The organism is Microcoleus sp. EPA2 (assembly GCA_020882975.1).
Classification (GTDB): Bacteria; Cyanobacteriota; Cyanobacteriia; order Cyanobacteriales; family Microcoleaceae; genus Microcoleus.
Window position 1 is genome coordinate 83361 of sequence record JAHRFD010000027.1, and the last position, 12577, is coordinate 95937.

General features: G+C 43.2%; 12 protein-coding genes and 1 pseudogene. 6 read left to right on the forward strand and 7 right to left on the reverse strand.

Annotated elements, in window-relative coordinates; genetic code table 11:
• Positions 1 to 90: 90 nt before the first annotated feature.
• Together AAFP14_RS21005 and AAFP14_RS21010 are read right to left on the reverse strand one after the other, a co-directional pair.
• Entirely contained in the window at positions 91 to 951 is an 861-nt protein-coding gene (locus tag AAFP14_RS21005) for a prohibitin family protein (RefSeq protein ID WP_341734149.1), read from the reverse strand.
• Positions 952 to 1110: 159 nt separating this feature from the next.
• The gene (locus AAFP14_RS21010) at positions 1111 to 1320 is read right to left on the reverse strand and encodes an acetyltransferase (RefSeq protein ID WP_341734150.1); all 210 of its coding nucleotides are present in this window, start codon (positions 1318 to 1320) and stop codon (positions 1111 to 1113) included.
• Positions 1321 to 1490: 170 nt separating this feature from the next.
• On the opposite strand from AAFP14_RS21010, the gene AAFP14_RS21015 reads away from it, so the two are divergent.
• Complete coding sequence (locus AAFP14_RS21015; RefSeq protein ID WP_341734151.1) at positions 1491 to 2453, forward strand: fructosamine kinase family protein; 963 nt, start codon at positions 1491 to 1493, stop codon at positions 2451 to 2453.
• A gap of 69 nt (positions 2454 to 2522) precedes the next feature.
• Here the strand turns inward: AAFP14_RS21015 and AAFP14_RS21020 are convergent, their stop codons facing one another.
• Together AAFP14_RS21020 and AAFP14_RS21025 are read right to left on the reverse strand one after the other, a co-directional pair.
• Positions 2523 to 4223, reverse strand: a complete 1701-nt coding sequence (locus AAFP14_RS21020; protein ID WP_341734152.1) for an ABC-F family ATP-binding cassette domain-containing protein — start codon at positions 4221 to 4223, stop codon at positions 2523 to 2525.
• A gap of 404 nt (positions 4224 to 4627) precedes the next feature.
• Complete coding sequence (locus AAFP14_RS21025; RefSeq protein ID WP_341734153.1) at positions 4628 to 4924, reverse strand: hypothetical protein; 297 nt, start codon at positions 4922 to 4924, stop codon at positions 4628 to 4630.
• 145 nt (positions 4925 to 5069) lie between these two features.
• Here AAFP14_RS21025 and AAFP14_RS21030 point away from each other — a divergent pair.
• Together AAFP14_RS21030 and AAFP14_RS21035 are read left to right on the forward strand one after the other, a co-directional pair.
• Positions 5070 to 5489 (forward strand): annotated as a pseudogene (locus tag AAFP14_RS21030) (element excision factor XisH family protein).
• Positions 5477 to 5842, forward strand: a complete 366-nt coding sequence (locus AAFP14_RS21035) for a XisI protein (protein WP_341734154.1) — start codon at positions 5477 to 5479, stop codon at positions 5840 to 5842. Before AAFP14_RS21030 ends, AAFP14_RS21035 begins: the two are co-directional and overlap by 13 nt.
• Positions 5843 to 5896: 54 nt before the next feature.
• Here the strand turns inward: AAFP14_RS21035 and AAFP14_RS21040 are convergent, their stop codons facing one another.
• Positions 5897 to 6502, reverse strand: a complete 606-nt coding sequence (locus tag AAFP14_RS21040) for a Uma2 family endonuclease (protein ID WP_341734155.1) — start codon at positions 6500 to 6502, stop codon at positions 5897 to 5899.
• Between the two features lie 131 nt (positions 6503 to 6633).
• Here AAFP14_RS21040 and AAFP14_RS21045 point away from each other — a divergent pair, with 131 nt between their 5' ends.
• Positions 6634 to 6855 (forward strand): type II toxin-antitoxin system HicB family antitoxin, encoded by a 222-nt coding sequence (locus tag AAFP14_RS21045; RefSeq protein WP_341734156.1) that lies wholly within the window; start codon positions 6634 to 6636, stop codon positions 6853 to 6855.
• A 448-nt stretch (positions 6856 to 7303) separates the two neighbouring features.
• On the opposite strand, the gene AAFP14_RS21050 is transcribed toward AAFP14_RS21045, so the two are convergent.
• A complete protein-coding gene (locus AAFP14_RS21050; RefSeq protein ID WP_341734157.1) occupies positions 7304 to 8551 on the reverse strand; it encodes a UvrD-helicase domain-containing protein in 1248 nt (415 codons plus the stop codon).
• A 192-nt stretch (positions 8552 to 8743) separates the two neighbouring features.
• Here AAFP14_RS21050 and AAFP14_RS21055 point away from each other — a divergent pair, with 192 nt between their 5' ends.
• A complete protein-coding gene (locus AAFP14_RS21055) occupies positions 8744 to 9604 on the forward strand; it encodes an Rpn family recombination-promoting nuclease/putative transposase (RefSeq protein ID WP_341734158.1) in 861 nt (286 codons plus the stop codon).
• A 439-nt stretch (positions 9605 to 10043) separates the two neighbouring features.
• The gene (locus AAFP14_RS21060) at positions 10044 to 10850 is read left to right on the forward strand and encodes a pentapeptide repeat-containing protein (protein WP_341734159.1); all 807 of its coding nucleotides are present in this window, start codon (positions 10044 to 10046) and stop codon (positions 10848 to 10850) included.
• A 9-nt stretch (positions 10851 to 10859) separates the two neighbouring features.
• On the opposite strand, the gene AAFP14_RS21065 is transcribed toward AAFP14_RS21060, so the two are convergent.
• A complete protein-coding gene (locus AAFP14_RS21065) occupies positions 10860 to 12395 on the reverse strand; it encodes a sensor histidine kinase (RefSeq protein ID WP_341734160.1) in 1536 nt (511 codons plus the stop codon).
• Positions 12396 to 12577 lie beyond the last annotated feature (182 nt).

A 12577-nucleotide genomic window follows, 5' to 3' on the forward strand; every position in this document is an offset into this window, starting at 1 on the left:
CGGACTGCGCTTTGATAGCGACTGATTTCATCATATCGCTATGTTTTGGCTAAAGGAAGTGTAGCATACTATGGTAACTATACCTTGAGCTTAATTTTTTTGCCGATCGCCCTCTTCCTGAAAGTCACTCATATTAAAAATGAAAGGAACTCGACTAGAACCGCTGCCCATAACCAACACCTTTGGCATCTGAGCACCACCACTTCTCCAAGCTTCGATAGCCTCCTTTTGCAGCACTAAATCACCGCCCTGAGCCTTTAAAGTTTCAGCCAAAAGCCTTTGAGCTTCCGCCCTACCTTGAGCGCGGTTAATATCTGCTTGAGCCTGTTGTTCTGCTTCCTGAGCCACATAAACAGCCCTTTGTGCACGCTGTTCAGCAACCTGTTTTTCCTCAACCGCTTTCGCAAAATCGGTGGAGAATCGAATATTAACAACGCTCGTATCAAGTACGATTACATCATACTTTGATAGCCTTTCCTTCAGCGCAGTATCAAAGTCTCGTTTCAGTTCACTTCTTTGAGTAATAGATTGTTCGGCAGTTCTCAAGGCGGCGGCTGTTTTAAATGCTTCTTGCGTCTGAGGAGCAATAATTTTGGCAACTATATTATCCAAGGTTCCTTGACTCCTTCTGATATCAACTACTCTCGCCGGATCGAGGCGAAAGTTGATAGCAAAACTAGCATTTAAATCCTGAAGGTCTTTGGTAGCACTCTGGGCTGGAACTTCAAATTTTTGCACTGTTACATCGTACACATCTACCTTAGATATCAGCGGAGGTCTCAAGTGAAATCCCTCTAACAATGCCCCATCTGTGGCTTTTCCTAAAACGCTGACCACCCCTGCTTCACCGGGATTAATCACGACAAAAGAGTTGAACCCAAGCAGCAGTGCGCCTACTAATAGAATCCCAGCGATTGCTGATGATATGCTCTGGAAATTTTGAGATTTCAAAATACACCTTCCTTTGTGACAAATCAATTATAATGGTTAAAGTGTCGAGAATTCATAAAAATTATGGTCTCTTTCTATCTAAAAATGTTAAAAGCTTAGAGCCCCAACTTCTTCAATAAGTCGGGGCTCTAGGTCTTCGGCTGCGGTGGTTCCGTTGAATTAATTGGTCTTATAGTTTTCCTCAGTCCAGCAGCGGGGCAAAACTTCGCCGGAAGGAAAAACTAATTTACCCTTGGGAAAATTCACTGGTTCTTGCTCTTCTTCACCAGCTTGATTTCGCCCCAATACTTCATTTTTCGCAGGACTAACTAAACCATCGACATCTAGAATTTCTACCAAGTCGCCCGATTCTTTTTCTTGTAAAAGCATAGTTTCTCCTTAAACAGTGAATGTGAGTTACGGTTTGATTACAAAAGCTAAATTACACCATTGGACATTATTTAATTTTAAATTAAAATAAAATATCTTCTCTCTATCCGAGGTATAATTGATAAATCTATCTTTCGACTCTTTTCAATAGTAGAAAACAATTGGATGCCATGTGGGACAAAATTAGCGCGCATATCTCCGAAGTAACGAGAGACAAATTTGCGATCGACAATCGCCGTTCTGTCAGCGGTGGCTGCATTAATCAAGGCTATGCTATCAGCAGCAATTCCCGCACTTACTTTATTAAATTAAATCAAGCTTCCCAAGTCGCGATGTTTGAAGCTGAGGCCCTGGGTTTGCAGCAAATGCGGGAAACCCAGACGATTCGAGTACCTGAGCCGATTTGCTGGGGAACCGAGGGGAATTCCGCTTATATTGTGCTGGAATGGCTGGATTTGGGAGGTCACGGGGGCGATTCCCTTCGGGATAGCTTCGCTTCACGAGCTTGGGAGGAAATGGGGCGTAAACTGGCGGCAATGCACAAATGCACCCCCCCCAGCTCAGGGCGGGCACGGGGGCACCGCCCCTACAATCGGGGGGGAGAAGAGGTTGATTCTGGCTTGTTGAGGGGATGTTTTGGTTGGGATAGGAACAATACGATCGGCTCAACTGTGCAAATTAATAACTGGACTGAAAATTGGGCTGAATTTTGGAGAGAATATCGGATTGGTTATCAGTTAAATTTAGCTAAACGTCGGGGAGGTCATTTTCCGCAAGGGGAACGTTTATTAGCAGTAATTCCTGAGTTGTTAGCAGGTTATGAACCGCAACCATCGCTGGTTCACGGGGATTTGTGGGGGGGAAACGCAGGGGTGACATCTGCGGGAGAACCCGTGATTTTTGACCCAGCTACCTATTGGGGAGATAGAGAAGTAGATCTGGCGATGACCGAGTTATTTGGTGGCTTTTCGGCTGCATTTTACCGGGGATATAATCACGTTTTTCCTTTGAATTCAGGCTATGAAAAACGAAAAATTATTTATAATCTATATCACATTTTGAATCATTTTAATTTGTTTGGTGGAAGTTACCAGTCCCAGGCGAATCAAATGATTAATCGCATCTTGAATTAGATTTTTTTTTCACCGCCGATGAAGGCAGATAAACTGGGATGTAAGGTTTATCTGCCTTCAGTAGCGACTTTATTTCTGCTTAGCAGTTGCTTTTTTCTTGGCTTCTTTTTCCGCTTTTTTAGCAGCTTTTTCAGCTTCAAGTTTTGCTATTTTTGCTAGCTCTTTTTCTTCAGCAATTTTATCGAGATAGTAGTGGTAATCTCCGAGATAAGGACGAAACTCCCCATCCCGAATTTCGACTATTTTGTTGGCGACTTGGGAGATGAAATAGCGATCGTGCGAAACGATCATTACAGTACCGTCATAATTTTTGATGGCTTCTTCCATCATCTCTTTCGCCGGAATGTCGAGGTGATTTGTCGGTTCGTCCAAAATCAGTAAATTCACGGGAGTCAACAGCATCTTGGCCAAAGCTAGACGGGCTTTTTCTCCGCCACTCAAAGCGCCAACCTGTTTGTATACTGTTTCGCCGGTGAACAGAAAACGACCCAACAAAGTCCGAACTTCTTCGTTTTTCCAGTCTGGTACTTCGTCATGAATGGTTGCCATCACGCTTTTATTTAGATCTAAAGCTTCGGCTTGATTCTGTTCAAAGTAACCGGGGATGACGTTATGGCCTCCGAATTTAACAGTGCCTTCTGTCGGAGTTTCTGAACCCATAATCATTTTTAACAGGGTGGATTTGCCTGCGCCGTTGGGGCCGAGGAAGGCGATGCGATCGCCTCTTTCCACTAATAAGTCTGCGCCCAAAAATAGGATTTTGTCGCCGTAGCTATGCACCAAGTCTTCAATTATTACTACTTCCCGGCCGCTGCGGGGTGCGGGGGGAAAGCGGAAATGCAAGGTTTTTAAGCCGCCCGTGGGGGCTTCGATGCGTTCGATTTTATCTAGTTGCTTTTCGCGACTTTTTGCTTGGGTACTGCGAGTGGCGCTGGCGCGGAATTTTTCTACGAATGCTTGCTGTTTTTCGAGTTCTTTTTGCTGGCTTTCATAGGCGCTGAGTTGGGCTTCTCTGGCTTCGGCTTTTTGCAGTAAATAAGAGGAATAGTTGCCGAGGTAAGTGCTGGAAACTCCGCGTTCGGTTTCGACTATTTGGGTGCAGAGGCGATCGAGAAATTCTCGGTCATGGGATACGATTACCATGGGGGTTGTTAACCCTTTGAGGTAGACTTCTAGCCATTCGATGGTTTCTAAGTCGAGGTGGTTGGTAGGTTCGTCTAGTAGCAGGATATCGGGTTTTTGGAGGAGAATTTTGCCCAAACTCATCCGCATTTGCCAGCCGCCGCTGAAGGCGCTGACTAGCCGATCGCCATCTTCGGGTTCAAATCCGATTTCTGGTAGAATTTTCTCGATTTGGGCTTCTAAACCGTAGCCGTTTAAGCCTTCAAATTTTCTTTGCAAGCGATCCATTTTGTGGATCAGTTCGTCCAGATTTTCAGGGGTGGAGTTTTCCAAGTCTCGATGGACTTGCATTAGGGACTCGTGTATTTCGTTGGCTTCGCTGAAGGCGCGCCAAAATTCTTCTTTGACGGTGCGTGTCGGATCTACTTCAAATTCTTGAGAGAGGTAGGCGATGTGGAGGCTGGCGGGGCGAATGACTTCGCCTGATGTGGGTTCCATTTCACCGGCGATGATTTTGAGTTGGGTGGATTTGCCGGCACCGTTGACGCCTACTAAGCCGATGCGATCGCCTGGTTTGACTTCCCAGGTGACATCTTTGAGTACGACGCCTGTGGGATAAATTTTACTGATGTGTTCGAGTCGCAGCATTGTTGTGGGGCTGGGGAAGGGGTTTAGCGGCGGATGGGATGCCGGCGCTGAGGTCGAGTTAATCTTAACAAATTTTAATTATATTTAGCGTATTGCCAGATTTTGATTTGGGTGGGGTTACAGGAAGAAACCGGGTTTCTTGGAAAAATCGCTGATTCTCAGCTAGATATCTAGGAAGAAACCCGGTTTCTGGCCTCGATGTGGGTTCGGGACTATTTTGTTTGGTATTGTTTGGTATTTGAAGTCTGGGAATTTATCATTTCTCTCTTCTCTTTCTCTGCGCCCTCTGCGCCCTCTGTGGTTAAATCATTCAGACGATTTGGTAAATTAGGATTTGGGTGGGGCGATCCTCTTCGAGGGCTTCGCTAACGCACTTGTCAGGAGGTTGAGTGCGATCGATCGCACTACCGCGCTGTTTCAGATTGAATTTCTCTAAGAATAGTTGAGACTTCTTCTTCTGAATGTAAATGTCGTGCTAAAACTTGGGCTGTTGCTTCTAGAAGGCGATCGCTAAACAATTTTGTTAAATCTTGCCGCAAACCTTGCCCAATGTAAAATTTGAGCACAACTGACAGAGGCATATCTCGATGGAGTGCTACTTTGTTTAGGGATTCTAAGGTATCTGTTGGGATTTCGATCGCTACTGTTGTTGTTGGGCGCGATCGGACTTTTAATGTCAGTTCTTTTTCAACGTTGTTCATATAGTTTCCTTTCTGTACGGGTAACTGGACGTGCAGAAATTATTGGGAAAGGCCATCGTACTAGGTCGTATCTCAGTATATCGAATTTGTTGATACAATACATTATAATAGTCAGTGTCAACCTCGATAGCAAAAGAGAGCGATCGTGCCAGCAAGAGACATTTATCATCATGTTGTCAAACAGGCTTTGATTAAGGCTGGCTGGACAATTACCCACGATCCCTATCCATTGACTTGGGCAAAAAGAAATCTGTCGATCGATCTTGGTGCAGAACAGCTATTAGCTGCTGAGAACAGCGATCGCAAGATAGCCGTTGAAGTTAAAAGTTTTATCAGAGAGTCTTGAATTGCAGATTTAGAGCAAGCTTTGGGTCAATATACTCTTTACTATGACATCTTAAAACGGACGGAATCAGAAAGACAACTGTATCTTGCACTTCCACTAAATGCTTTTACAGAGCTTTTTGAAGGACAAAAATTTGGTCAAATATTGCTAGATAATAACCGCCTCAATCTTGTTGTTTTTAATCCAAAAACAGAGGAAATAGTACAATGGATAGCTTAAATAATTATCGTAAACTTGTTAGACAGCTCCTTACTGAATACGCTGAGATTCCCGTTGGTGACAGCGGGATACAAAGCGAAACAATTTTTGATGTGGAAAATGACCGCTATATGTTAATCAATATAGGTTGGTTTAACGAGCAGCGCATTCACCATTGCGTGATTCATATTGATATTATTGACTCTCAGGTGTGGATTCAAGCAAATAATACCGATCGCCTGATTGCTGAGGAGTTAGTTGCAGCGGGAATTCCGGCTAAATCAATTGTTTTGGGACTTCAACCGCCGGATGTTAGACCTTATACTGCTTATGGAGTTCCTACTAAAGAATATCAGCAAGCAGGATTCGCATAGGCTGTCAGCTTATTAAAATGCCTTTGAATATAATTAGATTGACACCCTCAAGACTTACGCACCATTAAAAATTTGCTCTGCTGTCAAATTCAACTCAGGAAATACCACCGATTCAACCCTTGAATCTCCTCGAAATAGCCTAACCTGATACTCACAATCTACTAATTGACAAACAGATAAAGTAGGCTGTTTAGGAGAACCAATATAACGCCTACCTCCCAAACCCAAATAATCGACAATCCAGTATTCAGGAATACCTAATGCTTCATAGTCTATCATTTTATGTGCATAATCATCGCGCCAATTTGTGCTGACCACTTCAATCGCGAGAGTAATGGACGAGCCTTGAGTAATTGTGGAGGATTTTGCCCATAAAGGTTCTAGGGCTAAAGCATCACGGTTGACTACTAAAATATCAGGTAAATAACCCGTTTCTTGATTTGGAGATTTAACCAGGGCATTCTTGGGGAAGCGATAGGGAAGTTGGAGTCTCCGAGTTTCTAATATTAGTTCTGTCTGCAAGAAATCTACAACTTCTTCATGTTGTCCTGTGGTTTGCATTTCAAAAATGACTCCGTTGTGTAGTTCATAGCGTTCGTTTTCTGGTTTCCATTCCAGAAATTCATCGAAAGTTATTAACTTAGATATCAATTGAATCATGGAAAAACCTCCAATGTTATAATATCATTTTCCGGACTAGGGAATCCCACACCCGGTTGCCCTTAGCCCTGGATATAGTGCGTAAGGCTAATTTTAACATAATAATTATTTCTCAGGAAGGGCGAGGATTTATGAGTCGATACAGTACGATCGTTCAATGGTCGGAGGTCGATCGACTTTTCCTAGTCACGATTCCAGAGTTTGGCGATCGCGTGATTATGCCTTGCACTCACGGTGAAACTCGCGAGCAAGCAATTCATAACGGCGAAGAAGTGATTGAAATGTATTTGGAAGCATGGGAAGCGGAAGGTGAATCTATCCCTGAACCCAGGACGCTTCAAATTGCTTTTTGAATGCTATTGTAAAACTCTTATGACTTACGCATGGGGGTCGAGAAACCAGGTTTTTCATAAGTATTAAAGGCTGCAACGCGTCTTTTCGTAAAAAACCCGGTTTCTTTGGTCGGAGTGCGTCCAGGAATGTTCCCTTAAACTTGAGTAAAATAAGACAGCCATCATCGCCACCAAACCTAACTCACCATGCAAACCTCAACATTTGACAGTATTTTAGACGAGATCGAAACATTGTCTATAGACGAACAAACTGCTTTACTTGTGATCGTGCACCGAAGACGCGAGCGATCGCCGTCGCACCGAAATTGCTGCTAATATTGCACAAGGAAAACAAGACTATCAATTTGGAAAGGTGTTTCGAGGTACAGTTAATTAAGCGATCGCGGACTTAAAAGTTATCAGATGAAGTTAAAAAATGTCCTACTATCCTAGGACTTAATGTTGCACACTAAGCAACCTGAACATTCACGATTGAGTCACTCTCCAAAACATCCGGTGCTGTCAAAATGTTTTGAAGTTGCTGCACAACATGAGTTTCATTTTGGTATAACATAACTACGTGATCTCTTGCTCTTGTTATTGCTGTATAAAGTCCTGCTTTTTCTTGAAAATCTTTATCGGGATCTGGCAAGTCTTTCACTTGGTCAACGCCAGCAATAATAACGGCATCAAACTCAACTCCTTTCAGCGCGTTCCAAGAATCTACAATTACGAAAGGTCGGTTTACAACGTTATGATCTCGTTCTTGAGGAAACATGGGAGCGTGATTTTTAACACCCAATTTATGCAGGCATTTACTAATTTCTGATTTAAAGGATTTTGGCTCTTGTGGATGCAATAAAACTCCGATTGAAGAATCTGGATGACTGCTCAATGCCAGTTTAACCTGTTTAGCTATATTGTCTGGAGACATATCACTTTTTACAAGCATTGGCTTAATAGATGAACTGCGAGAAGACTTTTTGAGTGGCTCGACAATACTACCGATATTAGAACCTGAACGTTTACTTGTCTTCATATTAGCACTAGCTAAATAAGGACATATAAACTGCCAAGCTAATTCTATAATTTCTGGTGCGTTTCTATAGTTTATATCAAATATTTGCGCACTGCCTCCAGGAATATTAAATCCAAGATCCTTCCAACGCCATTTTTCCTTTCTTCGATGTTGCTGACCGTCGTAAACTGACTGAGTGTTGTCATAGACAAAAAAGATAGAGTTTGTATCGGGACTTACAGCACCTAACATCGCCATAAACCATTCATCATAAAAATCTTGAGCTTCATCAATTAAAATGGCTTGATAACGATTTTTGGCGTTCTTTTGAACTAAATCAATAATTTGCCGTCGCATTTCAGGATTATTATCCCACTCATAATTATACCCTATGCGATAAGCCCAACTATGAAAAGTTCGACTCTCTACTTTTAAACTCCAGCCGTTTGGTTTTATTATTGAATCAATCCATTGATTCATAAAGCGATTGTAACACAATACCAAAATATCCTTATAACCCTCATCAATTAATTTTTCAATACGATTTCGCAATACTAATGATTTACCAGAACCTGCAACGCCTCGAACTAAAGAATGACCTTGAAGCGAGAAATTTTTGGCTTTATTCTGTCGTTCGTCTAAATCTTGGCTATTTAATCGCTGATTTAAAGATTGCTCGAAGTTAATCCACTGTTCCACGATGATTCTCCTGATATTCCTTTTGTTGAGCGCTCTTTATTCAAATCAGCTTACCAACACGACCCGATCTTTTTCAATGATAAAAAGTGATAAAAAGTAAGGACTTTCCCCAAATTTCCCAAAAATCTCCTCTCAGGTAGATGCCCGTAGAGTTAAACTCTTCTAAATAACCCCTCTCATAACCCAACTTCCTTGGCCTACGACAACACCTGTAAATATCTAGCAGAAAAATTCCCCGCCGCCTTCGCCCACTGGCTGCTACCAATTGACGAACCCACCACTGTTCAGGTACTCAAAACCGAACTAATTCAAGAACCCATCCGAGCCGATTCTCTCGTTTTCCTGCAAACGGATAACCAAATCCTACATCTGGAATTTGAAACCAGACCCTACTCCGACCCGCCGATCGCCTTCAGGATGCTAGACTACTACGTTAGGCTCAAACGGCAATACTCCTGTGCCATCAATCAAGTAGTAATCTTTTTGCAGCAAACAGCCTCAGAACAAGTTTTTGTATCCGAGTACACAGACACGAACACCCGACACGGCTATCGAGTTATTCGCCTGTGGGAACAAGACCCCGCTTTACTGCTGTCCGTCCCCGGCTTACTCCCATTGGCGACACTATCCCAAACCAACTCGCCGCGAACTTTGTTAGAGCAAATAGCTACTCAGATTGCTACAATAGAAGAACCGAACCAACAAGCAGATTTACTCGCTTGTACCCAAGTGCTCGCAGGTTTGAGATTTGAAAAAGACTTAATCAGACAACTATTTAGGAAAGAAACTATGCGCGGTTCTGTGATTTACCAAGAAATTCGCGAAGATGGCCTCCTTGAAGGAAGACAACTAGGCCTCCTTGAAGGAAGGAAAGATGAGGCGCTGTCGTTGCTCAGTCGCCTGTTGATTCGACGCATCGGTTCGATCGCACCTGAAACCCGCGAGCAAATTCAGACTTTATCAGTAGAAGAATTAGAGGATTTAGGAGAGGCGCTGCTGGATTTTTCATCAGCCTCAGATTTAACCAATTGGTTGAATGAACATCAGCCTTAATTGCTAAGATATAACCTCTTATATTAATTTAATGGGTCGTTGCACATATCTCGATCCCCCTAAATCCCCCTTAAGAAGGGGGACTTTGAGAAGAATCTTGTCCCCCCCTTGTAGGGGCGGTGCCCCCGTGCCCGCCCTCTTTAGGGCTTTGAGAAGAGTCTTGTCCCCCCCTTAAGAAGGGGGGCTAGGGGGGATCGGATTCTACGGGGCCTCATAAAAAATTGGTATTATATTAATTTAATGGGTCGTTGCACATATCTCGATCCCCCTAAATCCCCCTTAAGAAGGGGGACTGTGAGAAGAGTCTTGTCCCCCCATTGTAGGGGCGGTGCCCCCGTGCCCGCCCTCTTTAGGGGGGATCGGATTCTATACAGCATCATAAAAAAATGGTATTATTATCAAAACTTCACCAAATATATACTTTAAGGAAACTTAAGCCATGACCGTTGATGAAGCAATCGCGATCGCAGAAACAGTCCTCGATGGCGAAGGCTTAAACGACGTGCAAGAGCTCATCTTCAGACAATGCTGGGAAGGCCGATGTTCCTACGAAGAAATTTCTCAACTCTCTCAATATAATGATGAATACATCAAAGCGCTGGCGGCTAAACTCTGGAAACAACTCTCAGAGGCTTTTGATGAAAAGGTAAAAAAAAATAATTTACGCTCTGTTTTTAAGCGATACTTGCGACGACATCAAGTGACATTACATCGAACTCAAGTTATCGGAGTTAACCTCAGCGGTGCTAATTTAACCGGAGCCAGACTATCATTCGCAAACTTAAGTGAATCTGATTCGTCAGCAGATTTACACGGTGCAATTCTATCTGATTATCATACAGTATCAGATGGAATTATTAAGCCGGAAAACGCGCATAACCAGGGAATTTTTTCAAGCACAAAAGAACGGATTTATCACGGGAACGATCTGCGCTTTCGCTGCGAAGAACAAGTAAAAATAGCCGAAGCGCTCGATCGCACAAACACCCTCTTTTTCCCCAACTCCAAAGCCCGCCTCACCACACCCGCAGGGCGACAAAACCAAGAACCAGATTTTCTCATCTTCCACCAAGGCAAATGGGGTATTCTGGAAATATGGCATCCAGATACAGAAAAAGATGAAACGCGCGATCGCCTGTTTGCATCTGCTGGTATTACCATCATCCACTATTGTGATGCCCAAAGATGCTGCGAAGATGCCGATCGCGTTGTTCGAGAGTTTTTAGATATCTTAAGTCAGGAATAGTACCATTAGTTATTGAGACGCGATCTCAATCGGAATAGCGATCGCAAACTCTGCTCCCTCTCCAGGCCTAGATTTTACTTCGATAGTTCCAACGTGTTTATCAACCACAATTTGATGAACAATCGCCAATCCCAGCCCCGTTCCCTTACCCACGCCCTTGGTTGTAAACAGATGGTCAAATACTTTCTGCTTCACTTCATCTGTCATACCAATACCATTATCTTTAATGCGGATTCCAGCAGATTTGCGATCGCTAGATAACTCAGTTTTAATCGCAATCCGGTTCGGATTCGCTTCAATATCTTCAAGGCTGCGTTGTTGATTTGAGTCTTCTAAGGAATCGATCGCATTAGCCAGCAAATTCATGAAGACTTGGTTGAGTTGTCCAGCATAACATTCGACTTTCGGCAGTTCGCCGTATTCTCTGATAATCTCGATCGCAGGTCTGGTAGGATTTGATTTTAGTCGATGCTGGAGAATCAAGATGGTACTATCAATGCCCTCATGAATGTTGAACATTGTGGGGCGATCGCAATCGGCTCTCGAAAAAATGCGTAAACTTCTACTGATATCTTTAATTCGTACCACCCCATCTTTCATCGATTGAAAAAGCTTAGGCAAGTCTTGCCGTATATAATCTAGGTCGATCGCTTGAATTTCTGCCTCTATCTCGGAACCAGGTTGCGGAAATTTTTGTTGATATAAATTAATCAGACCAAACAAATCCCTTACGTAGTCTCGCGCCGGAGCTATATTCCCAGCAATAAAGCCAACCGGATTATTGATTTCATGAGCAACACCAGCCATCATTTGCCCTAAAGCTGACATTTTCTCACTTTGGATTAGCTGAATCTGCGACTCTTTCAGTGCCGTGAGAGTTTGTTCCAATGCGTCATTTGTGGTTTGAAGCGTCTGTGTGCGCTCCATCACTTTCGATTCTAGAAGTTGACGCTCTTGTTCCAAGCGCGCTTCCCGCTGGCGCACATTCTTGATTTCCTGAAATCTTTGCTGTGATCGCAACATTTCCGATCGCAGTATCCAAATTGTCGCAACTAAAAAGGTCATAATCAATATCGAGCCAAAGTTAGCCCAGTATTGTAGATTTGCCCTATTTTTTGCCGCTTCTACGGTCTTTTTCGTCACGATCGCATACAATTTTTCATAGCTGGGATCTACCTGCTTCTCATCCACCTCCAATGCTTCTTCAATCTGAGCAGTTTTTAGCAGGGTCAAGAGTTTATTAACAGCGATCGAATAGGTTTGGTAGGCTGAGTCCACTTCTTGCAAATCTCGAAACGAAGAAGCAGTATGTTTGAGGGTATCAAAACTGAGCTTTGCTTGCTGTCGTTGCTTCTCTAGGGTTTCCTCTAGATCTGAGGTAACTTTTTTGTTAGCAATTGCTCTCCACTCCAGCGCGTCTAAGCGATTGGCCAATCCTTGCAAATGTCGGAGTTCCGTTTCATAGCTAGCGGATCGATCGGACAAATAATTTAATTTGGCAATGCCAAAATTTGCTGCCATCACCGCGGTGACAGCAACTGCCAAAACGGACTAGCCTTGAAGATCTTTGTGATGCTGCATTGTTCGATCGACTCCAGCCGCTTTACCAAAAAATTGGGTCTAAAGCCCCGTCCTTCTAGGACGGCTTTAATTTCCACTTATTGCAAATAATTGTTAAATATACGTATTTTGTAACTAAAAGCTTTCGCAAAAGTGATAAGATTTTG